The sequence below is a fragment of the Flavobacterium chungangensis genome (assembly GCF_042654045.1).
GTDB lineage: Bacteria > Bacteroidota > Bacteroidia > Flavobacteriales > Flavobacteriaceae > Flavobacterium > Flavobacterium chungangensis.
The window spans coordinates 76,994-99,961 of record NZ_JBHSFY010000007.1 but is presented as its reverse complement, the minus strand read 5'-3'; the positions used below and the strand labels follow the sequence as shown (position 1 = coordinate 99,961).

Genomic DNA, 22,968 nt, shown 5'->3' with positions numbered 1-22,968 from the left:
TTTGAAAAGAAAATAATAGAATATAATGAATACAATCACAGCCGCCATTACCGCTGTTGGAGCTTATGTTCCTGACTTCGTTCTTTCGAACCAAGTATTAGAAACAATGGTTGATACCAATGATGAGTGGATAACCGCTCGAACAGGAATTAAAGAAAGAAGAATCCTTAAAGATGCTGATAAAGGTACATCTTACCTTGCTATACAAGCAGCGAAGGATTTAATTGCAAAAGCAAATATTGATCCGCTTGAGATTGATATGATTATAATGGCAACTGCGACACCAGATATGATGGTGGCTTCTACAGGAGTATTTGTTGCAACAGAAATTGGAGCAACAAATGCATTTGCATACGATTTGCAAGCGGCATGTTCAAGTTTCTTATACGGAATGTCTACAGCTGCAGCATATGTTCAGTCTGGACGTTACAAAAAAGTACTTTTAATTGGTGCCGATAAAATGTCATCTATTGTAGATTATACTGATAGAGCAACTTGTATTATTTTTGGAGATGGAGCTGGAGCAGTTCTTTTCGAACCAAATTATGAAGGTTTAGGTTTACAGGATGAATATTTAAGAAGTGATGGTGTAGGGCGTGACTTCCTTAAAATACCTGCAGGAGGTTCTTTGATTCCGCCTTCTGAAGATACTGTAAAAAACAGACAGCACAATATTATGCAAGACGGTAAAACTGTTTTCAAATATGCTGTAACTAATATGGCAGATGCTAGTGAATTGATTTTGCAAAGAAATAATTTGACAAATCAAGATGTTGACTGGTTAGTGCCACACCAAGCTAATAAACGTATTATTGATGCTACTGCTGGAAGATTAGAATTGGAAGATTCTAAAGTTCTAGTAAATATCGAGAAATACGGAAATACTACTTCTGGAACTTTACCATTAGTATTGGCTGATTTTGAAAATAAGCTTAAAAAGGGAGATAACATTATCTTTGCCGCTTTTGGTGGTGGATTCACGTGGGGATCTATCTATTTAAAATGGGCTTACGATAAAAAATAAATTAAAACTAAAAACGAATCATTATGGATTTAAAAGAAATTCAAAACCTAATCAAATTTGTTGCAAATTCGGGCGTTGCAGAAGTGAAGTTAGAAATGGATGATGTAAAAATCACGATCAGAACAACTTTAGAAACAAATGTAACTGAAGCAACTTACGTACAGCAATTACCTGCTCAGGCAGCTTTACCTCAAGCGGCAGTTCCACAAGTTACGGCTCCAACAGTTGTAAGTGTAACTCCAGAAGCACCAGCTGCTAACGATTCTAAATATATTACTATAAAATCTCCAATCATTGGTACATTCTATAGAAAACCATCTCCAGATAAACCAGTTTTCACAGAAGTTGGAAGTACTGTTTCTAAAGGAGACGTTCTTTGCGTAATCGAAGCAATGAAATTATTCAACGAAATCGAATCTGAAGTTTCTGGTAAAATTGTAAAAATTCTTGTAGACGATATGTCTCCAGTAGAATTTGACCAACCTTTATTCTTAGTAGATCCATCATAAATAAATTTAGATTTTAGATTTTAGATTTTAGAATGGTTCGAAAAAAGTTTTGTTAATCATCTAAAATTATCTAATTATCAAATTGTCTAATTATCTAATTAAAATAAGATGTTTAAAAAAATATTAATTGCGAATAGAGGAGAAATTGCACTACGTGTAATTCGTACATGTAAGGAAATGGGAATCAAAACTGTTGCAGTTTACTCTACAGCCGATGCAGAAAGTTTACATGTTAAATTTGCTGATGAAGCGGTTTGTATTGGCCCTCCTCCAAGTAACTTATCGTATTTGAAAATGTCAAATATCATTGCTGCTGCAGAAATTACAAATGCAGACGCAATACATCCAGGTTATGGATTTCTTTCTGAGAATGCTAAATTCTCAAAAATCTGTCAAGAGCATGGAATTAAATTTATCGGTGCTGCTCCAGAAATGATCGACCGAATGGGAGATAAAGCTTCTGCTAAAGCTACAATGAAAGCAGCAGGAGTACCTTGTGTGCCAGGTTCAGATGGATTGTTAGAATCTTACGAACATGCACAAAAAATAGCTAAAGAAATTGGTTACCCAGTTATGATGAAAGCTACTGCTGGTGGTGGTGGAAAAGGAATGCGTGCAATCTGGAAAGAAGAAGAGCTTTTAAAAGCTTGGGAAAGTGCGCGTCAAGAAGCTGCTGCAGCATTTGGAAATGACGGAATGTACATGGAGAAACTTATTGAAGAGCCACGTCATATCGAAATTCAAGTTGTTGGAGATTCTTACGGAAAAGCATGTCACCTTTCTGAAAGAGACTGTTCGGTACAGCGTCGTCACCAAAAACTAACTGAAGAAACACCTTCGCCTTTCATGACAGACGACCTTCGTGCTAGAATGGGAGAAGCTGCTGTAAAGGCTGCTGAATTCATTAAATATGAAGGAGCTGGAACTGTAGAGTTTTTAGTGGACAAACACAGAAACTTCTATTTCATGGAGATGAATACTCGTATTCAGGTTGAGCACCCAATCACAGAACAAGTTATTGATTATGACTTGATTCGTGAACAAATTATGGTTGCTGCTGGAATTCCAATTTCTGGTAAAAACTATCTTCCACAATTACATGCTATTGAAGTTCGTATTAATGCTGAAGATCCTTACAACGATTTTCGTCCTTCACCAGGAAAAATTACTACGCTTCATATGCCAGGAGGACACGGAGTTCGTTTAGATACTCACGTATATTCAGGATATAGCATTCCGCCAAACTACGATTCTATGATCGCTAAGTTAATTACGACTGCGCAGTCTCGTGAAGAAGCTATTAGCAAAATGCGTAGAGCTTTGGATGAGTTCGTAATCGAGGGTGTGAAAACTACAATACCTTTCCACAGACAATTAATGGATGATCCAAAATATATTGCAGGTGATTATACAACTGCATTTATGGATACATTTAAAATGAATAGTCCAGAATAGTTATAAAGGCTTCCAAATTTGGAAGCCTTTTTTCTTTTACAAAATTCCAATCTCGAAACTTAGAGATAAATTCCAAATCCCAAAATCTAGAACTTTTACTCCTTTATTTTGGAATTTGTGATTTTAAAATTTAGAATTTTTTAGAAAGGTTACACTAAAAGTGTTTACTTATTACACACCTTTTTTCTCATTTACACACCTTTCGAGTTTTGTCTTTTTTTGCTATATTTGATGTAAAGTCTTTTAATACAGGTTTTTACGATCTTTGGCACGGCTCTTTTTCTTTACGGCATAATAATTTCATTACTTAAAGCGTAAACAACTATTAATTTAAATATATACGTTATGAAAAATTTATTTTTATCAGCCGCAATTGTTTTAGGAAGTTTAACTTCATTTGCTTCAACTACTCCAATTACTCATACAAATGAAAAAGTAGTTTCTATCGCAGACGATTATACAGAAATCAAATTAGAAGAATTACCAGCTGCGATTAAAGAGTCTTTGAAAAAAGCATATCCAGAAGCAGTAATTACTAAAGCATATAAAAACGAAAAAGCACAGTATAAACTTGATGTAACTGTTGGTGACAAAGTAGGAAACTTATTTGCTAATGCAGACGGAACTTGGATTACACAATAATCTGAAAATGAAGTCTTGTGAAAATCCGGATCAAGAATACTAAGATCAAATTAACTATATTAAAAAACAACTATCATGAAAAATTTATTTTTATCAGCCGCAATCGTTTTGGGAGGTTTAACATCATTTGCTTCAACTTCGCCAATCTCAAATACAATCGTAAAAACAATCTCTATCCAAGATGATTATACAGAAATTAAATTGGAAGAAGTTCCAGCAGCAATTACAGATGCTCTTAAAAAAGCGTATCCAGATGCTGTGCTTTCAAAAGCGTTTAAAAACACAAAATCTGAATACAAGCTTGAAGTAACTGTTGGAGATAAATCAGGGAATCTTTTTGCTAACGCAGATGGAACTTGGATTAAAAAATAATTAAGTCTAACCCTTAAAAACTATTACTATGAAAAAGTTAATCTTATCGGCAGCAATTGTTTTAGGCAGTTTGTCGATGAACGCAGAAACCCCTGTTGTAACCAATTTAATGGTGCAGACAGTAAATGATCAGGATGGATACAAAGAAGTAGATGGAGTTCCGGCAGCCGTAAAAAAAGGCTTAGATGAAGCTTATCCTGGTGTAGTGCTTGAGAAAGCATGGGTAAATGATAAAAAGGAGTACAAAATTGAGATAACCGTTCGAGGTGAAAAATCGATCGTTTATACAGACGCTTCTGGTAACATTCTTAAAAAATAATTTAAACCACTAAATATTATGAAAAAGTTAATCTTATCAGCAGCAATTGTATTAGGAAGTTTTACAGTAAATGCTGCGGTTCTTCCAGCAGTGTCGATTTCTCAATCAGTATTCGCTCAAAGTGAGTTTACTGAAGTAGCTATAGATGCCGTTCCGGCCGCTGTAAAGTCTACACTTGAAAAATCTTTCCCGAATACTAAGCTAGAAAAAGCTTATAAAAACGAGAAAAATGAGTACAAACTTGAGATTTCAAGTGGAGAAAAGAAGTATACTATTTTTACAGATGCTTCTGGAAATATCATTAAGAAATAATTAAAATCAGCATCATGAAAAAACTAATCTTATCAGCAATAGTGGTTCTAGGAACTCTGTCAATGCAAGGAAATGTATTGCCTGTTTCTCCAAACACTAAAGCAACTGTAGCTATTCAATCAGAATATACAGAAGTTACAGTAGATGCTGTGCCTGCACCTGTGAAAACAGCTTTGCAGACAGCTTATCCAGGAGCAAAACTGGATAAAGCATTTGTCAATGACAAAAAAGAGTACAAACTAGAAATATCAGTTGGAGACCAAAAGGCTACTGTTTACTCAGATGTCAATGGTAACTGGTTGAAGATATAATTAGGTGAATTTAGATTTATGTTTTTGGTGAAAAAGAGATTGCATTGTGCAATCTCTTTTTTTTTACATATTTTGCATAATTTTATGAAATAACAAGTTTAATAATATTATTTTAGCAAAAAGACCCTACAAGCAAATGCCGAAGATATTACTGATAGAAGATGATATTGCGTTCTGTAAATTATTAGAGAAATTTCTAATCAAAAAAGCGTATGAGGTAACCACTACTTTCTCAGCAACAGAAGCGCGTGAAGCAGTTAAAAACGAGTCATTCGATTTGATTTTGACTGACCTTCGCTTGCCTGATTCTGATGGTATCGGACTTATGTCTGAATTTAAAAATTCTCACCCTCATATTCCAGTTATTTTAATGACAGGATATTCTGATGTAAACACTGCTGTTAAAGCCATAAAAAATGGAGCAGCAGATTATATTTCTAAACCATTTAATCCAGACGAAGTTCTTCTTGTAATTACCAATGCACTACAAGCACCAAAAGAGGAAGAAGAACAAGCTCCTGTAAAAGAAAAAAAGACAGTAAAAAAGCAGGCTTCATCGGGAGACAATGAGTTTGTAAAAGGAATTTCTGTTGCATCCAAAAAACTTCTAGATCATATTCAGTTGGTGAGTCCGACAGATATGTCAGTTTTAATAATTGGTGAAAGTGGTACAGGAAAAGAAATCATTGCTAAAAGTATTCATCAGCAAAGTAGAAGAAAAGACAATAATTTTATCGCGGTAGACTGCGGAGCGATTCCGAAAGAATTGGCTGCAAGCGAATTTTTTGGACATCTAAAAGGATCTTTTACTGGAGCAATCAATGATAAAAAAGGATATTTTGAAGCTGCCAATGGCGGAACTTTATTTTTGGATGAAATAGGAAATCTTTCGTACGAAAATCAAATCCAGTTGTTAAGAGCGCTTCAAGAAAGAAAAATTAAACCAGTAGGAAGCAATAAAGAAATAAACGTCGATATACGCATTATTACGGCAACGAATGAAGATTTGCGTGAGGCAGTAAAAAACGGCGATTTTAGAGAAGATTTATACCATAGAATCAATGAATTTTCAATTCAGTCACCATCTTTAAAAGATCGAGGCGAAGATTTAATGGTTTTTGCAGATTATTTCTTAGAAAAAGCCAATCAGCAATTGCATAAAGATGTAATCGGGTTTTCTCCAGAAGTGGTTTCTATTTTTCAGAACTATTCTTGGCCAGGAAATTTACGAGAATTGCAAAACTGTGTAAAACGTGCCACTCTTTTAACTCGTGGTGATTTTATTGAAAGTGATGTGCTTCCAGCAGAATTTTTTCAGATCCAAAATCAGCCTGCTGCAACTGCCGAAGTTTTCTCATTGTCTGAAAACGAAAAAGAAACTATTATTAATGCCTTGTCAAAAACCCAAAATAATAAATCTGAAGCAGCAAAACTGCTGAAAATTACTAGAAAAACACTTTACAATAAATTGAAACAATATAATATCGAATAAAAAAGCAGTCTCTTTAAGACTGCTTTTTTATTGCTTCATTAAATCTCTTGTTTTAATTCCTTAAAAAGGACTTCTACTTTTTCAGATAAATCTGCGTACGTTGCTTTTATATCGATTGTATTTAAATCTTCTTTTTCTAAATTTTTTAAAATTTCGCCAATCTCATTTGCCTGAATTTGCTTGAACATTGGAGCAATGCGATGGGCAATAGATTTTATTTCGTCATGATTTTGTTCTTGAACGGCAACTTTCAGAAATCCTAAATTTTCAATTGACGTTTCGATAAAAGACTTCAAAACTTCTTTCAAAGCCGATTCATCCTGGCCTAGAAAATCTTTCAAGGTTTCTAAAGAATATATTTGAGAAGCATTTTCATTTGCATTCTCTGTAGATTCAGTTATCGGAATTTCTTCATGATCTAAAATATGCTGAATCGTCTCGAGCAAAATTTTTGGCGAATAAGGTTTCTTTATAACGGTAGTAAAACCAGCATTTTTATAAACTGAAAGATCCAAATCGGTGCGGCCTGTCAATGCGATTACAGGCTGATTTTTAAAAATGGTATCTGGAAGTTCACGAAGTTTTTCTAAAAATAGAAATCCGTCTATTTCTGGCATTTGAATATCGGTAATGACAAAATCAAAAGGCGTGGTCTGAATCGTTGCTAAAGCTTTTGCAGGATTAGTAAAAGAATAAACCCTATGTTGTTCTTGTTTTAAAACCCCACTTGTTAGATTCAAAAGATTAATGTCGTCATCAACAACAATAAAAGTTTGTGTTTTACTGCTTTTTGCCGTCTTAGGTTTTAGTTCGGTTGCAGTAAAGTTTTGGCTATTATCGAATAATAAAGGCAGTTTAATAGTAAAGGTGCTCCCTTTTCCAAAAATGCTTTCTAAATTTAAATTACCGCCTAGAATAGAAATGATCTTCTGACAAATTGATAACCCTAAACCAGTTCCGCCATATTTCTTTTCAATGTTTTCATTCGCTTGGGCAAATTCTTCAAAAACCAATTTCTGATTTGCTTTTTCAATTCCGATTCCAGTATCTTGAATTGAAATGGTAAAAAACTGATCGTCATTTATGTAAGCGGCAATTCGAATATGGCCTTCTTCGGTAAATTTATAAGCATTTCCAATAATGTTAGTCAAGATTTGTTTTAAACGAAATGGATCGCCAACGATACGTTTCTGAAATTGTTCGTCTACATTGATAATAAGATCAATGTCTTTTTGCTTGTAAACCGTTTGAATATTTCTGGCAACATCTTCAATGATTTCTGGCAACGAAAATGGAACTTTTTCTATAGAAATTTTCCCTGCTTCGATCTGCGAAAAATCGAGTAGATCCTGAACCAATTGCGTAATATATTCAGACGAGTTTTTAATATTTTTAATAAAATAGGATTGCTTCGTATTGATGTCTGAATTTCCTAAAAGTTCAGAATAACCAACTATGGTGCTCAAAGGCGTTTTTAAATCGTGACTTACTGTCGAGATTAATTGTTCACGGCTTTTTAGCAGATTTTTGGTTTTGAAATTCGCGATTTCGAGCTGTTTTTTATACAATTGAGATTTTGAATAATCGCTTACAATTAGAATCGAGAAAAAGACCGTCAGCAATAAACCGATAACTGCCGAAGCCGTTACAATTTCGTTGACTCTTTTTAATGATTTTTCTTTTAATGAATTGTTTTTGATCGAATTGATGATGATTTCTCGCTCAATAATTCGAAGTATTTTTCTAAGCTGATCTGAAATTGCAATTTCATTCTGAAGCAGTTTATTTTCTTCAAAATTCAAAGATTCTTTTTTCTTCTCGGCTTTTATTTTTACAGAACTCAAAAGCTTTTTAGAATTGGCCAAAATAGAATCGGAAGCTTTTTTGCTCAATGTATTGGTGCTGTCGTCTGGAATATTCGAATTTAAATAATCAACATATTGCTGTAAAACACTTCGCTGATAACTCCCCAACTGATTTGGGTTTTTAGTGAAATCCTGAAGTTCGAGTTTTCTCAAATTAAACTCCATTTTCGTGATTTCATCAATAGCATTATTTACAGAAGTTTCATCGTCTGCTTTATTCTTGATTTCTCTTAACTGTTTAATGTTTTCTGTCTTTTCAGACAAAAAATAAGTTACACTATCTAAAAGTGTTTTCTGATATTCGGTAGTAACAACTTGTTTTAAAGTATCGATACGTTTGCGAAGAGAATCGGTTTCGATAAGATAATTTTTAAAATCTTTTTCGGAGTTGTTCTGAATGGTTTGCCTTGCTAAACTTTCGGTTTTATAAACATTAGAATACAATCTGCTGACTCTGATGATTTTGTTTTTTTCTAAAGCAATCTTATCTTCCAGTTTATTGTAAACTACATTTTCAGAATAAAGAAACCATCCAACCGTAACAACCAAAGCTAATAATGCAACATAGCTGAATAAAACTTTAATTGCGGTGTAGCTTCTTTTTGTTTCCATATTTTACTTGAAAGATTTGAGGGAATGGGGTCTTATTAAAACATTGCAATTTATCTAAAAAAATCTGTTTTACGAAGAGTAAATCTACCCAATATGTTACATAATTGTAAGGTTTACAAAGAAAAACAGCCGTAGATTGTGTAAATCTACGGCTGTCAAAATATTCTTTTTAGGAATTACAAAGTTTCATCTAACCATTTGAAGAATTCACCTTGCCAAACCTGAGCGTTCTGAGGTTTTAAAACCCAGTGATTTTCATCTGGGAAATAAACAAATCTACTTTTGATTCCTCTTAATTGAGCTGCTTGGAAAGCTTCTTGACCTTGACCGATTGGCACACGGAAATCTTTTCCTCCTTGGAAAATCAAAATTGGTTTGTTCCAATTCTGAACCAAAGTTGCAGGATTAAAAGTTGTATAAGCTTTTTGCGCTACAGCATTATCTTTTTCCCAATATGGTCCACCAAAATCCCAATTGTTAAAGAAAACTTCCTCAGTAGTTCCTAACATCGAAACGGTGTTGAAAACTCCGTCATGAGCAATAAATGTTTTGAAACGGTTTTTGTGAATTCCAGCTAAATAAAATACAGAATATCCTCCGTAACTAGCTCCAACGCAACCTAAACGACTTTTGTCAACATAACTTTCTTTTGCAACATCATCGATTGCAGAAAGGTAATCGTCCATAACTTGTCCGCCCCAATCTTTACTAATTTGTTCGTTCCACTCAACACCGTGTCCTGGCATTCCACGACGGTTTGGAGCAACAACTACATAACCTTTAGCAGCCATTAGAGAGAAATTCCAACGGAAAGAATACGATTGTGTCAACGGACTTTGCGGTCCGCCTTGGCAGAATAATAAAGTTGGATATTTTTTTGAAGCATCAAAATTTGGAGGAAGAATTACCCAAACCAACATCTTTTTACCATCGGTTGTAGTAACGTAACGTTTTTCTGTTTTGCTTAATGTTAAAGTTTTATAAGTATCTGTATTTACATTTGAGATTTGTTTCCAAGTATTTTTCTTTAAGTTGAAAGAATAAATCTCACCTGCATGATTCATATCAGTTCTTGTAACAATGATTTCATCGCCAGCAAAACCAACTAAATCATTTACGTCAAAATCTCCGTTAGTCAATTGACGAACGTTGATCGCAATTTTAGTTAAACCAGGAAAATTAACCGAGAAAAGTTGTTTGGTTCCGTCAACTGGAGCTACAAAAAATACCGTTTTTCCATCTTTGCTCCAGATGAAATTATCTACAGTTCCGTCCCAGTTTGCGGTTAAGTTAGTTTTGATTCCTTTAAACTCGACAATAATATCGTTTTTATCAGACTCGTAACCGTCTCGTTTCATTTGCAACCAAGTTAAATTTCCGGTTGGAGAAAATTGCGGAGCAGTATCATAACCTAAATTACCTTCGGTTTTATTGGTTGTTTTTTGAGTTTCTAGATTGTACTCATAGATATCTGTGTTGGTAGAAATCGCGTAAGCAGTTCCTGCTTTTTTCTTGCTCACATACAAAATGCTTTTGCTGTCTGGAGACCAGATGTAATCTTCATCACCACCAAAAGGTTTTTGCGGAGAATCGAAAGTTTCACCTTTCATGATATCGGTTCCTTTTGCTCCGTCTTTGTTTTCTTTATAAAAAACGTGATTAAACTTTCCTTCGTTCCAAGTATCCCAATGACGATAATCTAATCCATCATAGATTTGAGCATCAGATTTGTCAAGACTTGGGTAGAAATCTTTACCTAAAACTTTGTCGATTTTTACTTCATCATTATAAACAACAAATTTTCCGTCAGGAGAAATATTTTTGTCTTTTAAAACGTCTTTAGTGTCTTTAATTTCAGTCGCATTACCTCCGTTTACTGGAATAATATAAAGCTTAGAAGTCGATTTGTTATCGGCTACAGAAGGTGTTGAAACCTTGTAAACAATATTTTTTTCATCTTTCGAAAGTCCAAGAGGAGTTACTCGTCCTAATTTCCATAACAATTCCGGAGACATTACATTCTGTCCGATAGCATTTAAACTCATCATTATTAAGGTTGTTACTACTACTTTTTTCATAATCAAATTATTCTATTTTTTGTGCGCTAAAAATACAACATTTAAATTCCAAGTTGTTAAATTCCAAATCCCAAAAAATGTTAAAATTCCAATGTGAAGAAATTCCTATTTGTCACCCTGAGCGAAGTCGAAGGGCTTATCGAGATGTGGCTTCGACTTCGCTCAGCCTGACAGTTCGACTAAAATTGTAATCAATGAAGTTTTTGGAATTTGGAATTTCATTTAGTTTTGGATTTTAAAAAATTGTAATTTAACCCAAGATTGGAATTTGGAGTTTAAGAATTGAAATTTATTTTTTAGAATAAAAAATTTATGGAACTAAGCTATTGGGAACTCAAAAATTGGTTTACGAATATAGATTATACTATTGTAGGAAGCGGAATTGTTGGTCTGCATACTGCATTGCGCTTACGCGAAAGATTTCCTGCCGCAAAAATTCTGGTTCTTGAACGCGGAATGCTGTCACAGGGAGCAAGTACCAAAAATGCTGGTTTTGCCTGCTTCGGAAGCCTGTCTGAAATTATGGATGATTTAAAAACAAATTCAGAAGAAGATGTTGTGGCACTTATTGAAAAACGATGGAAAGGTTTGCAATTGCTACGAAAAAGATTAGGAGACGCGGCAATCGATTTTAAACCTCACGGCGGATATGAATTATTTTTGAAAGATGATGAATTTGGGTTTAACGAATGTATTTCGAAAATTCCGTTTATCAATGAAATTCTAAAACCACTTTTTAAAGCTGATGTTTTTTCAAAAGAAGTAGACCGTTTTGGATTTGGAAATAGTAACGAGTATTTAATTTTTAATCCATTTGAAGGACAGATCGATACTGGAAATATGATGCAAGAATTACTGAAGCAAGCTATTGCGGCAGATATTTTAATCTTAAATCAGCAAACAGTAAAATCGTATGCCGATGCAGGAAATCATGTTGAGGTTGCGGTAAACGATTTTAGCTTTAAAACCAAAAAACTGCTTTTTGCAACAAACGGTTTTGCGAGTGAATTGACCAATGGCGCTGTAAAACCAGCAAGAGCGCAAGTGCTTATTACCGAGCCTATTCGCAATTTAGACATCAAAGGAACGTTTCATTTAGATCGAGGCTATTATTATTTTAGAAATATTAATGACCGTATTCTATTAGGCGGAGGAAGAAATCTTGATTTTGAAGGAGAAACAACTACTGAATTTGGACAGACGAAAATTATTCAAAATAGATTGGAAGATTTACTGAAAAATGTAATTTTACCAAATCAGGATTTTCAGATTGCGCACCGATGGAGCGGGATCATGGGAATCGGAAATAGTAAGAATCCTGTCGTAACCCAACTTTCTGAAAATGTATTCTGTGGAGTGCGTTTGGGCGGAATGGGAGTAGCGATAGGCAGTTTAATAGGAACAGAATTAGCAGATTTAATAGAATGAAAGTAACCAAAAAACCGGCACCAAAAACAACTACAAACAAACCAAAACCAAAGACAGCTTCTTCAAAAAAATCGAATCGTTCTTTTGGAGAAAAAGTAAAATGGTTTTTTATTAAAGCCGCTTTGTGGTTTTTCGGAATTTCTATCGGGTCGGTTATCTTTTTTAAATATGTTCCTGTGCCGTTTACGCCATTAATGCTGATTCGTGCGATCGAGAATAAAATGGCAGGAAAAGAAGTTTATTTTGACCACGACTGGGAACCGATTGAAAAAATTTCAATGAATTTACAAAAAGCCGTTATTGCCAGCGAAGACGGAACTTTCCTTACGCATAATGGATTTGATTTTAAAGCGCTTCAAAAAGCATATAAAAGTAACGAACGCGGACGCAGAATTCGTGGCGGAAGTACGATCTCGCAGCAAACAGCCAAAAATGTCTTTTTGTGGCAAGGAAAAAGTTATTTCCGTAAAGGTCTAGAAGCGTATTTTACAATTTTAATTGAAATTATTTGGGGCAAAGAACGCATCATGGAAGTTTATTTGAACAGTATCGAAATGGGAGATGGAGTTTATGGTGCTTACGCAGCAACAGAACATTGGTACCGCAGAGATGCTTCGAGTTTAACACCAATGCAGGCAGCAGGAATTGCAGCGATTCTTCCAAATCCAAGAAAATTTAAAGCTACAGGATCTTCAAGTTATATCAATAGAAGAAAAGAACGAATTGTACGTGAGATGCGTTACGTTGGAAAAATCAATTATAATGGAAAAGAAGAAAAGAAGAAGTAAAAAATCGCTTTTTGCTTTTCTAATATTGACTGTAACACTCACTTTTGGACAAGGAAAAACTGCAGAAATAGGTTTTATATCTGATAACGATTTATATACATCGTCTAAATATGATATGTATTATACCAATGGTCTAGAGCTTTTTTATCGTTTTTTATCAAAAAATGACAATCCAAAAATCAATAAAGAGATTACTGAGTTTAGAATTGGACAATATCTTTACAATCCAAGATTTTTAAACAAAGAAGCAGTTACGGTAAACGATCGTCCTTTTGCAGGTTATCTTTTTGCAGAAGTAGGAAAAAGTTTTTTTTATCAGAGCGAATCGGTTTTAAAGACCGATTTTCAAATTGGTTTTCTTGGCCCGAATGCTTTGGGTGAGGAATTACAGGAAGGTTTTCATAAAATAATTGGCTACAAAAAAGTATATGGCTGGGAAAATCAGATTCATAATGCTTTAGGGGTTCAGGCTCACGCTATTTATTCTAAAAAAATGTTTGCCTCAAAACATAATGATTTTGTAGATCTCCATTGGCAGTCGGAAGGAAATCTTGGGACTATTTTTTCTGGAGTTTCAACAGGATTTATGGCAAGATTCGGATTTAAAAAATTACTGCCAATTTATGATTCTAATATGCACGATGCTTCGATAAGTACACAAACTCAACCCAACATTAGAGAATTTTATTTCTACGCAGCGCCAAGTGTCAACTATCAGTTTTATGATGCCACAATCGAAGGAAGCATGTTTAATGACACAAGTCCGATTACTTTTGAGTTGGAGCCACTTCGTTTTAATGCCGAAGCTGGTTTAAAATACCGACACAACAACTTCAATATTTCGTATTCTTTTCTTTATCGAGGAAGAGAATTGAATGATCCTGGAATTGATACTAATTCGGGATATTTTTATGGTTCGATAAGGATGGGGTTTTTGTTGCGATAGTTATGTGAGATAGTGGTGCGCGATAGTGCTATGAAATAGTGCGTTGCACTATTTTGATGTCTCTTAGGCTTTCAGCCTAGAGGCATACAATATAGATAGCTCTGAAAGAGCAAAACCAACAGAATAGCGCAACGCGCTATTAACAATAGCCCAACGCAACCCAACGCAACCCAACGCAACCCAACGCAACCCGATATGAATATGAATATAGAGAGTTAGCCCTGAAAGGGCGAAAGCCTAATCCCAAAGATAACGTTCGTCATATTCAACATTATATTTGTTTAGAAAGGCTAAAAGTTCTTTTTTGAATGTCTTTTTTCTATGATGTTCTTCTTGGTTTTTAATGTACTTTACCACTATATCTAATTGAGAAGGATTAACAGAAAAAATACCATAACCGTCCTGCCAATAAAAATTTGCATAACGCGAATCTACTGTTTTTACCCATTTTGACGATTGTTTTTTTACTTCTTCAACCAATTTCATTTGCGTAATTTTTTTAGACAGCAGACATAAAATATGAACATGGTCATCATGTCCTCCTATTTGAATAGGATTGCATTCCAAACCTTTACAAATCCCTCCCAGATAAGCCCATAATTTTTCTTTTAGATTGTCATCAATAAATGGATAACGCCTTTTTGTGCTAAAGACTAGATGAACATATACTTTGTATAATGATTGAGGCATGTTTTTCTCTTTTGTAATTACATTTGATGAATTTTAAGCAAAAAGATTCGTGGCAATTGATGACGATTTAAAATGCAAATATTGTATACGTAAATAGAGAATGTAGATCTTAAAAGTTTTAATTATGACATAATAGGGCAAAATTTAAATTATAACAAAAGCCACTTCTGTTTCCAGAAATGGCTTTGTTATAACGAATAGAAAGCCTTATTTTCTTCATAAAAAAAGGCTTTTGCCAAAATATTGACTTTCATAAGTTGTAGATTTTAAGCGCTTTCAATATATGCATCCATATCTTTCCAAAAACTTTCTAATATATCTTTTTCTTTTACAGTGTCAATATCACCCCAAGATTTCCAGTCTCGATCATAACGGTATTTTCTATCCCAAGTCGTAAATTCATTTTCTATTTCTAGACTTCCACAAACAATACTTTTAGTAAAAGATTTTACCTTTTGTTCAAAAGGTGTTAAAGCAATTTGATAATCTTTCTTGCAAAGAAAGTAACCATCTAAAAACGCACGAAAAGGAGCTAAATTATAATTGCCAAAATACATAGGAAAGCGTTTTCTCATATGTGAGAACAATTCATTTAAAGAAGGCATTTTTTCAGGGAGAGATTCTTCAGAATAACTTGATATTTCTTCATAATTTGGATTTTTTTTTAATCGTTTCTTGTCTTGACGAAGAATATAGCTTATAGTTTCTTCTATTGAATATTTAACTTCATACTCTTTTAAAAGGGATAAATAATTCTTGTAAAAATCTAATTCATTCTCGCTAATAAATGAAATAATGCTTGTAATATTTCGTGTGCCTATATGGTGTGCATTGTATTTTTTAATGGTATAATCTTCTATAGAAGGCATTTTGATATATTTTTCTTCTAATTCTTTTTTATCTTTAAGCTCTAATATAATGTCTTCATAACCAAATAGAAATGCACTAAGTAAATCTACATTGCGTTGAACTATATATTCTTTTGGTGATTCTTCAATCCGTTTTAATATTTCCCAGTTTAAAAAAGTACGCATGATATTAGAGTGAAAATTTTGGTTTGATTAGAGGGTTTGCTGTAATAGGATTTTGTCGCTAAGAAGATAATAATAACGCTGATTTAAAATGCAAATATTATATACCTAAATAGAGAATTTGGATCTTAAAAGTTTTATTTATGACACAATAGGGCATAATGTAACAAAAAGCCACTTCTGTTATATTTCTAGAAATGGCTTTTTGTTATAGCAAATAGATTGGCATTTAATCCCAACGGCTCAAATTTCCTTCGGCGCGTTCAAATAATTCTTCCAAAACATTTTCCAGAGATCTTTCCGGAAGGCCAGATTCTAAAAATTCCAGTAATTGATTTGTAGTAGCTTTAATGTTATCCTGATGACAATAAATGTTGGTAAAGTTCCCGTTTCGATCAAAAATAACATATTCGCTACTTTCTTCAATATCTTCTTCAGAGGTCATCCAACCAATACATTGAAAGTTTGTATTTATTTTTTCAGTTTCTTCTTGAGTAAGCAATTTGTATTTCTGAAGTTCTGGTCTGTCATTTCCCCAATAAGCAATAATCATATCGATAATGCCAGTAGAATTATGAGCAAAATTGGTTCTCTGTTTCATGTATCGGGTTAGATTTTGAGCAGAAGAAATACAAAAAATGTCATCAGATTCGATACCGCCAATAGTTTTATAAAAGTTTATTAATTCTTCGGGTAAAGGCAGTGTGAAATAAGAAGCCAGTTCTTGTATTTCTTCATCTGAAGCTGGAGATGATTCTTTTATCTCATCGTATTCAAGTTCACATTCGGCGATGCGTGTTTTTATTTGTTCCATGGTTTTCTTAGAATTGATGTTGTAAATGATTATTAATGACGATTATCGCATTGCAGAAAAATCTCCTCATTAGATTTGTCAATAATTGAAATATTTGGGCAGCCGAAAGACATATATTCGAAACCAAAAACAACTTCAGGTTTATTTTTAAAAAGTTTTCCTGTCCATTGTTCAATAGAATCCTCTCCATTTTCATAATTTAATGGAGCAGGAGATGTGCCTTCGCTTTGACTAAAAAGTTTTTCGATAATAACATCTTTCGTTTTAGAATCGACAACCAAAAGACGTCTGCCATAAATTATTTTATTGCTATCTAGGTAGTCTTGTAAAAAATACTCATAGCTTTCTGTTTTGTAAAAATACATATTCCCTGTTACTGTGTTCTTTAGCAAATTACGGTCGTTATTTTTTAATGCTTTTGATGGATAATCTTTTTTTGCAATTTTTTCCCACGTAATAGGCTTCAAACGTTCTTTTGAAAACGGATTTTCTTTACCTACATATACCAAAGCATCTCTATAATATTCGCTGAATCCGCTTAAATATTTTTTGCTGATTTCAAACCCAATCATAAAATCATAATTTTGGTAAGGCCAATCTTCTTCAGAAGAATAACCATTTAACATCGCCGCGGTTTTTAGGTTTTTTACAGCAAAAGAAACGTGCTTGTTTTTAGCATAATCGATTATGAAAACAGAATCGGTTTCGGATATGTTGGTTTTAGCCAAAAATCTTTTTCTATAGTTTTTGTCAAACGTGAAATACACAGCATTGTACTTTCCTATTTTTTGGATGTTTGGTAAAGCAAGAGTATCTTTTTCGTCGTTTACAGGATAAATATCCGAAAGAGAAACAAAAGCAACATCGCTGCTGTCTTTTGGGGTAATTGTAAATAAATTGATGCTTTCTTTTCTTGTAACTTCTTCAGTTTGAAGAGTGTCGGTTTCAGTTTCTGCGTGTTCTGTCACTTCAGGAAGTGCAGTTGTTGTGGTATTTTCTTTTTTATTGCAGGCAGATAATAGAATTAAAAAAGTGGTTGATAATAAAAACGATTTTGTTGTCATTATTTAAATTTGATTTTGGGGTTCGCTATGTACGAAAGTACTTTAGTTGTTTTTTATTGCAGTAATATTTCCAGTATTTTTATCAAAAGTAATGGTTATGTTTGGTCCTCCGTAATAGAGAGTCAAAGTCAGTGTGCTATCGGTTTCACTTTTAAAAATAATATCTTTTGCCGTCCTGATTTTGATATCCAGATTGTCATTCATAAGCTGAGAGTCGGTACATTTGATAATTCGTTTTTCAAACAATCCTTTTTTCTCAATAACTTCTAGCCATGGATGTCCCATTGGACTGTAACCCACAATTTGCGCTCTGTAATTTTCATTTAGATCTTTATTTTGATACAAACCTAAAGATGTGCTTGAAAGCAATAAGGCAAAAAAAGGCATCATCATAGCCATAATGCTAATTGCAAATGTTATTGTTATCGCCGCCATAAGAAGTTTTGCTAAGAGTTTTTTCCAAAAAACAATAATTATTACAAAGTTGCTTATCAGCCAGAGCCATGATAAAACTACATCGCTATAATAACCACGAAGACTAATTTCTTTAAAGTAATATAAAAGGCAGTCCAGCACAAAAAGTGCCCAGATGATGAAATAGATTCGTAAAAGTGTTTTTTTACCCGAACTCATAATTTTCTTGAGATATAGTTTAAAGTAAATACTGTAACAATAGATAAAATTGAAATAGGAAGGAAAGATAATTTAAAAGTATACATTATTTCTTCTTTAAATAGATAGGTGCTCCAACCAGATTCTCGATCTGCAAAAATGGTGTAATTCCAGAAAAACCAAACAGAAATTAAGATTAGTAATTGAAGTATAATTTTTAGAGTATTGTTTTTAATGAATGAAAGAGCCAGAAAAACTATGGATAAGAAAACGGTAGAAAATAAAGTCATTAAATAAGCATCATCAAAAAAAGAACAATCTAAACAGCCACTTGATATTTTATCAGAAAAGCTTCCCATTGCCCAATATATTTCAATTAAAGTAAAAACGAAAAGTAAAACTGCAATTATAAGAGGTTTCTTTATGAATGAGAATATTTTGTGTTTTAAGGTTTGATGCATTTGGAAATGTTTGATAAACTATTAAAAATAGCGTGGTTTGAATTTTGTCTCATGCAAAAATAGAAAACAGTTTTTTAAAGAAATATCCTTCAAAGAATATAATTGCATTAAAATAGGTTTTATTAAAAAATAAAACACTTAACTGTTTGATAACATGGAAGATATTTTTAATTATTTACTTTTAATTAAAAATTTAATTATGGATATCAATTGGAACATTATAGCGATTGTAGCAATATTGGTAATTATTCTTGTTGTGCTAACAATCAGAAAAAATCTGCGTGAAAAAAAGAAATTGGAAAACTTGCTAAACAACGATTTTAAAAAAGCTGAGAAAGATAGAGTTGATGCAGATGATGCTGCTAATGAAAAATAGAATAAAAAAATCCGTATTACTTATTTGTGATACGGATTTTTATTTTACAATTAGTTTTATTTTTTGGTATAAATTCCTTTAAACAATTTCGTTGATTCCATAAGAGTATCTGAAATTTTTATAAAGTTGTATTTCTTTTGATCTGAAGCAGATTCCTTGTATTGTAAATAATAAGTAGTATCGGTTTTGGTTTGAAAAATCTCAGCATCTTTTTTTCGAAAAAGGTAATAAAAGACATCTCTTTGTACTGTATTATATTCTTCTGAACCAAAAACAATATCGTTTTTTGTAAATTTAAGTTCCTTTCCTTGGGGGTTAATCCACGTTCCGATTATCCAGGAAGGTGGAGTAATATCTTTTGATAAATAATCTGCATAGACATCATCTCCATTTCCTATTTCCATACCTTGATTTGAATTTTCAAGTATTTCGTCAATTGTGCAGGAGTAAATAAACACAAGACTGAATAATAATATTACTTTTTTCATCATTTTTCTTTTTTTATATACTGCAAAAATGGAAAAACGAATTTGAGCGTATAGGCTGTAGAAGATTTAATTCTAATAGTTTAAGGTATTCTTTGAAGCCAGATAGAAGAGTTTGTTAGGAATGTAAGTAGCAGAATACTTAGTCTTTTTATAATATGATAAATGTTAAATATCTCTATTTTTAATTTAAAATTAAAAACTATGGAAATTAATTGGGAAGTAATAGGAGTTGTAACACTATTGGTTATCATTTTAATCGTTTTGACAATTAGAAAAAATCTAAAAGAAAAAAAACAAACTAGAAAACTTGCTAAACAACGATTTTAAAAAAGCTGAGAAAGATAGAGTTGATGCAGATGATGCTGCTAATGAGAAATAGAATAAAAAAATCCGTATTACTTATTTGTGATACGGATTTTTATTTTACAATTAGTTTTATTTTTTGGTATAAATTCCTTTAAACAATTTCGTTGATTCCATAAGAGTATCTGAAATTTTTATAAAGTTGTATTTCTTTTTATCTGAAGCAGATTCCTTGTATTGTAAATAATAAGTAGTATCGGTTTTGGTTTGAAAAATCTCAGCATCTTTTTTTCGAAAAAGGTAATAAAAGACATCTCTTTGTACTGTATTATATTCTTCTGAACCAAAAACAATATCGTTTTTTGTAAATTTAAGTTCCTTTCCTTGGGGGTTAATCCACGTTCCGATTATCCAGGAAGGTGGAGTAATATCTTTTGATAAATAATCTGCATAGACATCATCTCCATTTCCTATTTCCATACCTTGATTTGAATTTTCAAGTATTTCGTCAATTGTGCAGGAGTAAATAAACACAAGACTGAATAATAATATTACTTTTTTCATCATTTTTCTTTTTTTATTTACTGCAAAAATGGAAAAACGAGTTTGAGAGGATAGGCTGTAGAAGATTTAATTCTAATAGTTTAAGGTGTTCTTTGAAACTAGATAGGGAAGTTTGTTAGGAATATAAATAAAAAGATCTGCGACTAACTATATTTCTAATCTCTACGCTAGTTTCTAGTGTGATTTCTCCTTGCTTAAATGACAGGATTGTGCAGAATGTTGGATTCTAACCGTTCGCCTTCCCGATGCATCGGGACACTCTAGCTTTTTGTTTCTATTAGGGTCTCAATGTATTTCCGACTTTTCATTTTTTTTATTTGTAACTCTCTTTGATAAGCTTCACTTCTGGTAGCAAATGTTTCTGAATATTTTAATACCCAATCTTTCACAATTTTTGTGAATTTACTTCTACTATTTAAATGATCTTTTAAACGCTGTTCAATATTTTGGCAGGAACCAACATAGTATTTGTCTAAGGTTTTTGAATATATGATGTAGATATAAAACATAAAAGGTGTACTAAAAAAAATACCCAAGCGGATACTGATTCTGCTTGGGTATTTTTAAATTATTTGTGGAGAATATCGGATTCGAACCGATCGCCTCTACGCTGCCAGCGTAGCGCTCTAGCCAAATGAGCTAATCCCCCGTTTGTTTGTGAAGGATACTACATTCGAACTGTCACCTTCCCGATTTTTCATCGGGACGCTCTAGCCAAATGAGCTAATCCCCCAAAGTCTTAACAAATAAAGTCAATTAATTCTCAAAAAACAAATTTGTAGAAGTTTCAGGCAAATTATTTTCAAAAGCGTAACTTTACCTTAAATCTAATTTTTATGAGTTTAGAAAATACAAACGGAAGCTTAGAAACTTCTTTTCAAAATACAATCGCAACGGTGCAATTTGGCCATCCTGCAAGTAATTCTTTTCCACGTGAATTGTTAAATAGACTTACAGCTGAAATTAATTCTTTAAGTCGAAATGAAGAAGTTTCGGTAATTGTTCTGAAAAGTGAAGGAGAAAAAACGTTTTGCTCAGGAGCCTCTTTTAATGAACTTTTGAAAGTTGAAAGTGAAGAGCAAGGTCTAGAGTTTTTTTCGGGTTTTGCACATCTGCTCAATGCTATGCGAAATTGCAACAAAATTATAATTGGACGCGTACAGGGAAAGGCTGTTGGAGGCGGTGTCGGAATTGTTTCGGCTTGCGATTATGTTTTTGCAACTCCGCAAAGTGATATTAAATTATCAGAATTAGCAATAGGAATTGGACCATTCGTAATTGAACCAGCAGTTTCTAGAAAAATAGGAAAAACAGCAATGACACAAATGACATTAGCGGCTCACGAATGGAAATCGGCAAATTGGGCTTTTGAAAAAGGACTTTTTTCGGTTTTATGTGACGCTGAAAATTTGGATGCTGAGGTTGAAAGTTTTGCTCAAAAACTGAGTTCTTATAATCCTGAAGCGCTTTACGAAATGAAGAAGATAATTTGGGAAGGAACAGAACAATGGGAATCTCTTTTATTTGAGCGTGCTGCCATTACAGGTAAACTCGTTTTGTCTGATTTCACTAAAAATGCTTTGCTGCAGTTTAAAAAATAAGGTATGATATAAGTCATTGATTTTAGAAAAATGGGAGCATAGCTTTGAAAAATATTTTAAAATCAAATTTTCACTATATAAATTATTGAACATGACTATTATTTCGTTAATGCAAAAAGTTGACATTGCAGAGAAAATTAAAGATGCTCCAGACAGCGGTTATCAAATTGGCGTTGTCATTGGATCTTTCATTCCGTTTCTAGTTTTGGGCGGAATTGCTTTGTGGATGTATACTCGTGCTAAAAAAAGAGCTAAAAACGGCAATTAATTTGTAAATTTGCAAGCTTAAAATTAAAAATCGATGAGTAATATCAGAATTACAAAACAATTTAGTTTCGAAACCGGTCACGCTTTGTACGGTTACGACGGAAAATGCAAGAACGTTCACGGACACAGTTATAAATTATCGGTAACAGTTATTGGTTCGCCAATTATAGACCGATCGAATGTAAAGTTCGGAATGGTGATTGACTTTTCTGATCTAAAGAAAATTGTAAAAGAAGAAATCGTCGATCAATTTGATCATGCAACTGTTTTTAATCAAACAACTCCGCATATCGAATTGGCAAATGAATTGAAAAACCGCGGACATCATGTTATCTTAGTAGATTATCAGCCGACAAGCGAGAATATGGTGGTTGATTTTGCAGAGAGAATCGTTGCAAGACTTCCAGAAGGAATTTCTCTTTTCTCATTAAAACTTCAGGAAACAGAATCATCTTTTGCAGAATGGTACGCATCGGATAATTTGTAAAAAAGTTAAAAGTGAAATGTGAAAAGTAATTTGTAAAATGCTTTTTCATTTCACATC

The 22,968-nt window shown here is 33.1% G+C and carries 28 protein-coding genes and 2 tRNA genes; 17 read left to right on the top strand and 13 right to left on the bottom strand.

The window, feature by feature from the left end; genetic code table 11:
* Positions 1-25 precede the first annotated feature (25 nt).
* The 9 genes from ACFO3N_RS12945 to ACFO3N_RS12905 all read left to right on the top strand — a co-directional run bounded on the left by ACFO3N_RS12945 (position 26) and on the right by ACFO3N_RS12905 (position 6,436).
* Positions 26-1,024: a beta-ketoacyl-ACP synthase III gene (locus tag ACFO3N_RS12945; protein ID WP_095928351.1), complete on the top strand. Its 999-nt coding sequence runs from the start codon at positions 26-28 to the stop codon at positions 1,022-1,024.
* Between the two features lie 23 nt (positions 1,025-1,047).
* A complete protein-coding gene (accB, locus tag ACFO3N_RS12940) occupies positions 1,048-1,533 on the top strand; it encodes an acetyl-CoA carboxylase biotin carboxyl carrier protein (protein WP_095928350.1) in 486 nt (161 codons plus the stop codon).
* Positions 1,534-1,641: 108 nt separating this feature from the next.
* Complete coding sequence (accC, locus tag ACFO3N_RS12935; RefSeq protein ID WP_248728513.1) at positions 1,642-2,988, top strand: acetyl-CoA carboxylase biotin carboxylase subunit; 1,347 nt, start codon at positions 1,642-1,644, stop codon at positions 2,986-2,988.
* A 345-nt stretch (positions 2,989-3,333) separates the two neighbouring features.
* Positions 3,334-3,630, top strand: a complete 297-nt coding sequence (locus ACFO3N_RS12930) for a hypothetical protein (RefSeq protein WP_379798321.1) — start codon at positions 3,334-3,336, stop codon at positions 3,628-3,630.
* Between the two features lie 75 nt (positions 3,631-3,705).
* Positions 3,706-4,002 (top strand): hypothetical protein, encoded by a 297-nt coding sequence (locus ACFO3N_RS12925; protein ID WP_248728511.1) that lies wholly within the window; start codon positions 3,706-3,708, stop codon positions 4,000-4,002.
* A 28-nt stretch (positions 4,003-4,030) separates the two neighbouring features.
* Positions 4,031-4,321: a hypothetical protein gene (locus ACFO3N_RS12920; protein WP_379798318.1), complete on the top strand. Its 291-nt coding sequence runs from the start codon at positions 4,031-4,033 to the stop codon at positions 4,319-4,321.
* 18 nt (positions 4,322-4,339) lie between these two features.
* Positions 4,340-4,633: a PepSY-like domain-containing protein gene (locus ACFO3N_RS12915; RefSeq protein WP_379798316.1), complete on the top strand. Its 294-nt coding sequence runs from the start codon at positions 4,340-4,342 to the stop codon at positions 4,631-4,633.
* A 14-nt stretch (positions 4,634-4,647) separates the two neighbouring features.
* Entirely contained in the window at positions 4,648-4,944 is a 297-nt protein-coding gene (locus ACFO3N_RS12910; protein ID WP_379798314.1) for a PepSY-like domain-containing protein, read from the top strand.
* Positions 4,945-5,080: 136 nt separating this feature from the next.
* Entirely contained in the window at positions 5,081-6,436 is a 1,356-nt protein-coding gene (locus ACFO3N_RS12905; protein ID WP_379798312.1) for a sigma-54-dependent transcriptional regulator, read from the top strand.
* Positions 6,437-6,474: 38 nt separating this feature from the next.
* Here ACFO3N_RS12905 and ACFO3N_RS12900 read toward each other — a convergent pair whose 3' ends face one another.
* A complete protein-coding gene (locus ACFO3N_RS12900) occupies positions 6,475-8,913 on the bottom strand; it encodes a hybrid sensor histidine kinase/response regulator (RefSeq protein ID WP_379798309.1) in 2,439 nt (812 codons plus the stop codon).
* Between the two features lie 176 nt (positions 8,914-9,089).
* Complete coding sequence (locus tag ACFO3N_RS12895; RefSeq protein ID WP_379798307.1) at positions 9,090-10,991, bottom strand: S9 family peptidase; 1,902 nt, start codon at positions 10,989-10,991, stop codon at positions 9,090-9,092.
* Positions 10,992-11,303: 312 nt separating this feature from the next.
* On the opposite strand from ACFO3N_RS12895, the gene ACFO3N_RS12890 reads away from it, so the two are divergent.
* From ACFO3N_RS12890 to ACFO3N_RS12880, 3 genes are read left to right on the top strand one after another with little or no spacing between them, the layout of a single operon-like run.
* Positions 11,304-12,419 carry an NAD(P)/FAD-dependent oxidoreductase gene (locus tag ACFO3N_RS12890; RefSeq protein ID WP_379798305.1) on the top strand — a complete coding sequence of 372 codons (1,116 nt, stop codon included), beginning with the start codon at positions 11,304-11,306 and terminating at the stop codon, positions 12,417-12,419.
* The gene (mtgA, locus tag ACFO3N_RS12885) at positions 12,416-13,207 is read left to right on the top strand and encodes a monofunctional biosynthetic peptidoglycan transglycosylase (protein WP_379798303.1); all 792 of its coding nucleotides are present in this window, start codon (positions 12,416-12,418) and stop codon (positions 13,205-13,207) included. The genes ACFO3N_RS12890 and mtgA overlap by 4 nt, the downstream gene beginning before the upstream one ends.
* Complete coding sequence (locus ACFO3N_RS12880; RefSeq protein ID WP_379798302.1) at positions 13,182-14,153, top strand: lipid A deacylase LpxR family protein; 972 nt, start codon at positions 13,182-13,184, stop codon at positions 14,151-14,153. Before mtgA ends, ACFO3N_RS12880 begins: the two co-directional genes overlap by 26 nt.
* A 237-nt stretch (positions 14,154-14,390) precedes the next feature.
* On the opposite strand, the gene tnpA is transcribed toward ACFO3N_RS12880, so the two are convergent.
* The 6 genes from tnpA to ACFO3N_RS12850 form a co-directional block, all read right to left on the bottom strand.
* Positions 14,391-14,843 carry an IS200/IS605 family transposase gene (gene tnpA, locus ACFO3N_RS12875; protein ID WP_379798301.1) on the bottom strand — a complete coding sequence of 151 codons (453 nt, stop codon included), beginning with the start codon at positions 14,841-14,843 and terminating at the stop codon, positions 14,391-14,393.
* 266 nt (positions 14,844-15,109) lie between these two features.
* A complete protein-coding gene (locus ACFO3N_RS12870) occupies positions 15,110-15,877 on the bottom strand; it encodes a hypothetical protein (RefSeq protein ID WP_379798299.1) in 768 nt (255 codons plus the stop codon).
* Positions 15,878-16,103: 226 nt separating this feature from the next.
* Positions 16,104-16,688: an SMI1/KNR4 family protein gene (locus ACFO3N_RS12865; RefSeq protein WP_379798297.1), complete on the bottom strand. Its 585-nt coding sequence runs from the start codon at positions 16,686-16,688 to the stop codon at positions 16,104-16,106.
* Between the two features lie 32 nt (positions 16,689-16,720).
* A complete protein-coding gene (locus tag ACFO3N_RS12860; RefSeq protein WP_379798295.1) occupies positions 16,721-17,752 on the bottom strand; it encodes an oxidoreductase in 1,032 nt (343 codons plus the stop codon).
* A 42-nt stretch (positions 17,753-17,794) separates the two neighbouring features.
* A complete protein-coding gene (locus tag ACFO3N_RS12855) occupies positions 17,795-18,385 on the bottom strand; it encodes a hypothetical protein (protein ID WP_379798293.1) in 591 nt (196 codons plus the stop codon).
* Positions 18,382-18,825: a hypothetical protein gene (locus ACFO3N_RS12850; RefSeq protein ID WP_379798291.1), complete on the bottom strand. Its 444-nt coding sequence runs from the start codon at positions 18,823-18,825 to the stop codon at positions 18,382-18,384. The genes ACFO3N_RS12855 and ACFO3N_RS12850 overlap by 4 nt, the downstream gene beginning before the upstream one ends.
* A gap of 154 nt (positions 18,826-18,979) precedes the next feature.
* Between ACFO3N_RS12850 and ACFO3N_RS12845 the strand changes: the two genes are divergently transcribed.
* The gene (locus ACFO3N_RS12845; protein ID WP_379798289.1) at positions 18,980-19,201 is read left to right on the top strand and encodes a hypothetical protein; all 222 of its coding nucleotides are present in this window, start codon (positions 18,980-18,982) and stop codon (positions 19,199-19,201) included.
* A gap of 56 nt (positions 19,202-19,257) precedes the next feature.
* Here the strand turns inward: ACFO3N_RS12845 and ACFO3N_RS12840 are convergent, their stop codons facing one another.
* Positions 19,258-19,692, bottom strand: a complete 435-nt coding sequence (locus ACFO3N_RS12840; RefSeq protein WP_379798287.1) for a hypothetical protein — start codon at positions 19,690-19,692, stop codon at positions 19,258-19,260.
* A 198-nt stretch (positions 19,693-19,890) separates the two neighbouring features.
* Here ACFO3N_RS12840 and ACFO3N_RS12835 point away from each other — a divergent pair, with 198 nt between their 5' ends.
* A complete protein-coding gene (locus tag ACFO3N_RS12835; RefSeq protein WP_379798286.1) occupies positions 19,891-20,016 on the top strand; it encodes a hypothetical protein in 126 nt (41 codons plus the stop codon).
* Between the two features lie 108 nt (positions 20,017-20,124).
* Here ACFO3N_RS12835 and ACFO3N_RS12830 read toward each other — a convergent pair whose 3' ends face one another.
* From ACFO3N_RS12830 to ACFO3N_RS12815, 4 genes are all read right to left on the bottom strand, one after another.
* A complete protein-coding gene (locus ACFO3N_RS12830) occupies positions 20,125-20,559 on the bottom strand; it encodes a hypothetical protein (RefSeq protein WP_379798284.1) in 435 nt (144 codons plus the stop codon).
* Positions 20,560-20,816: 257 nt separating this feature from the next.
* Positions 20,817-21,065: a GIY-YIG nuclease family protein gene (locus ACFO3N_RS12825; protein WP_379798281.1), complete on the bottom strand. Its 249-nt coding sequence runs from the start codon at positions 21,063-21,065 to the stop codon at positions 20,817-20,819.
* Between the two features lie 66 nt (positions 21,066-21,131).
* Positions 21,132-21,205: transfer RNA gene (locus ACFO3N_RS12820), tRNA-Ala, on the bottom strand.
* Positions 21,206-21,214: 9 nt separating this feature from the next.
* Positions 21,215-21,289: transfer RNA gene (locus tag ACFO3N_RS12815), tRNA-Phe, on the bottom strand.
* Positions 21,290-21,392: 103 nt separating this feature from the next.
* Between ACFO3N_RS12815 and ACFO3N_RS12810 the strand changes: the two genes are divergently transcribed.
* The 3 genes from ACFO3N_RS12810 (at position 21,393) to ACFO3N_RS12800 (ending at position 22,911) form a co-directional block, all read left to right on the top strand.
* A complete protein-coding gene (locus tag ACFO3N_RS12810; RefSeq protein ID WP_379798279.1) occupies positions 21,393-22,157 on the top strand; it encodes an enoyl-CoA hydratase/isomerase family protein in 765 nt (254 codons plus the stop codon).
* Positions 22,158-22,248: 91 nt separating this feature from the next.
* Positions 22,249-22,425, top strand: coding sequence for a hypothetical protein (locus ACFO3N_RS12805; protein ID WP_008465178.1), 177 nt, complete (start codon positions 22,249-22,251; stop codon positions 22,423-22,425).
* Positions 22,426-22,458: 33 nt separating this feature from the next.
* On the top strand, positions 22,459-22,911 hold the full coding sequence (locus ACFO3N_RS12800; RefSeq protein WP_379798276.1) for a 6-pyruvoyl trahydropterin synthase family protein: 453 nt from the start codon (positions 22,459-22,461) through the stop codon (positions 22,909-22,911).
* Positions 22,912-22,968 lie beyond the last annotated feature (57 nt).

Coding starts and splice junctions, on each gene's coding strand:
- ACFO3N_RS12825 (WP_379798281.1), bottom strand. CDS start 21,065: ATGTTTTATATCTACATCATATATTCAAAAACCTTAGACAAATACTAT.
- ACFO3N_RS12945 (WP_095928351.1), top strand. CDS start 26: ATGAATACAATCACAGCCGCCATTACCGCTGTTGGAGCTTATGTTCCT.
- ACFO3N_RS12855 (WP_379798293.1), bottom strand. CDS start 18,385: ATGAGTTCGGGTAAAAAAACACTTTTACGAATCTATTTCATCATCTGG.
- ACFO3N_RS12920 (WP_379798318.1), top strand. CDS start 4,031: ATGAAAAAGTTAATCTTATCGGCAGCAATTGTTTTAGGCAGTTTGTCG.
- ACFO3N_RS12915 (WP_379798316.1), top strand. CDS start 4,340: ATGAAAAAGTTAATCTTATCAGCAGCAATTGTATTAGGAAGTTTTACA.
- ACFO3N_RS12880 (WP_379798302.1), top strand. CDS start 13,182: ATGGAAAAGAAGAAAAGAAGAAGTAAAAAATCGCTTTTTGCTTTTCTA.
- ACFO3N_RS12895 (WP_379798307.1), bottom strand. CDS start 10,991: ATGAAAAAAGTAGTAGTAACAACCTTAATAATGATGAGTTTAAATGCT.
- accB (WP_095928350.1), top strand. CDS start 1,048: ATGGATTTAAAAGAAATTCAAAACCTAATCAAATTTGTTGCAAATTCG.
- ACFO3N_RS12890 (WP_379798305.1), top strand. CDS start 11,304: ATGGAACTAAGCTATTGGGAACTCAAAAATTGGTTTACGAATATAGAT.
- ACFO3N_RS12800 (WP_379798276.1), top strand. CDS start 22,459: ATGAGTAATATCAGAATTACAAAACAATTTAGTTTCGAAACCGGTCAC.
- ACFO3N_RS12845 (WP_379798289.1), top strand. CDS start 18,980: ATGGAAGATATTTTTAATTATTTACTTTTAATTAAAAATTTAATTATG.
- ACFO3N_RS12840 (WP_379798287.1), bottom strand. CDS start 19,692: ATGATGAAAAAAGTAATATTATTATTCAGTCTTGTGTTTATTTACTCC.
- ACFO3N_RS12830 (WP_379798284.1), bottom strand. CDS start 20,559: ATGATGAAAAAAGTAATATTATTATTCAGTCTTGTGTTTATTTACTCC.
- tnpA (WP_379798301.1), bottom strand. CDS start 14,843: ATGCCTCAATCATTATACAAAGTATATGTTCATCTAGTCTTTAGCACA.
- ACFO3N_RS12905 (WP_379798312.1), top strand. CDS start 5,081: ATGCCGAAGATATTACTGATAGAAGATGATATTGCGTTCTGTAAATTA.
- accC (WP_248728513.1), top strand. CDS start 1,642: ATGTTTAAAAAAATATTAATTGCGAATAGAGGAGAAATTGCACTACGT.
- ACFO3N_RS12835 (WP_379798286.1), top strand. CDS start 19,891: ATGGAAATTAATTGGGAAGTAATAGGAGTTGTAACACTATTGGTTATC.
- ACFO3N_RS12860 (WP_379798295.1), bottom strand. CDS start 17,752: ATGACAACAAAATCGTTTTTATTATCAACCACTTTTTTAATTCTATTA.
- ACFO3N_RS12900 (WP_379798309.1), bottom strand. CDS start 8,913: ATGGAAACAAAAAGAAGCTACACCGCAATTAAAGTTTTATTCAGCTAT.
- ACFO3N_RS12865 (WP_379798297.1), bottom strand. CDS start 16,688: ATGGAACAAATAAAAACACGCATCGCCGAATGTGAACTTGAATACGAT.
- mtgA (WP_379798303.1), top strand. CDS start 12,416: ATGAAAGTAACCAAAAAACCGGCACCAAAAACAACTACAAACAAACCA.
- ACFO3N_RS12870 (WP_379798299.1), bottom strand. CDS start 15,877: ATGCGTACTTTTTTAAACTGGGAAATATTAAAACGGATTGAAGAATCA.
- ACFO3N_RS12850 (WP_379798291.1), bottom strand. CDS start 18,825: ATGCATCAAACCTTAAAACACAAAATATTCTCATTCATAAAGAAACCT.
- ACFO3N_RS12810 (WP_379798279.1), top strand. CDS start 21,393: ATGAGTTTAGAAAATACAAACGGAAGCTTAGAAACTTCTTTTCAAAAT.
- ACFO3N_RS12925 (WP_248728511.1), top strand. CDS start 3,706: ATGAAAAATTTATTTTTATCAGCCGCAATCGTTTTGGGAGGTTTAACA.
- ACFO3N_RS12805 (WP_008465178.1), top strand. CDS start 22,249: ATGACTATTATTTCGTTAATGCAAAAAGTTGACATTGCAGAGAAAATT.
- ACFO3N_RS12930 (WP_379798321.1), top strand. CDS start 3,334: ATGAAAAATTTATTTTTATCAGCCGCAATTGTTTTAGGAAGTTTAACT.
- ACFO3N_RS12910 (WP_379798314.1), top strand. CDS start 4,648: ATGAAAAAACTAATCTTATCAGCAATAGTGGTTCTAGGAACTCTGTCA.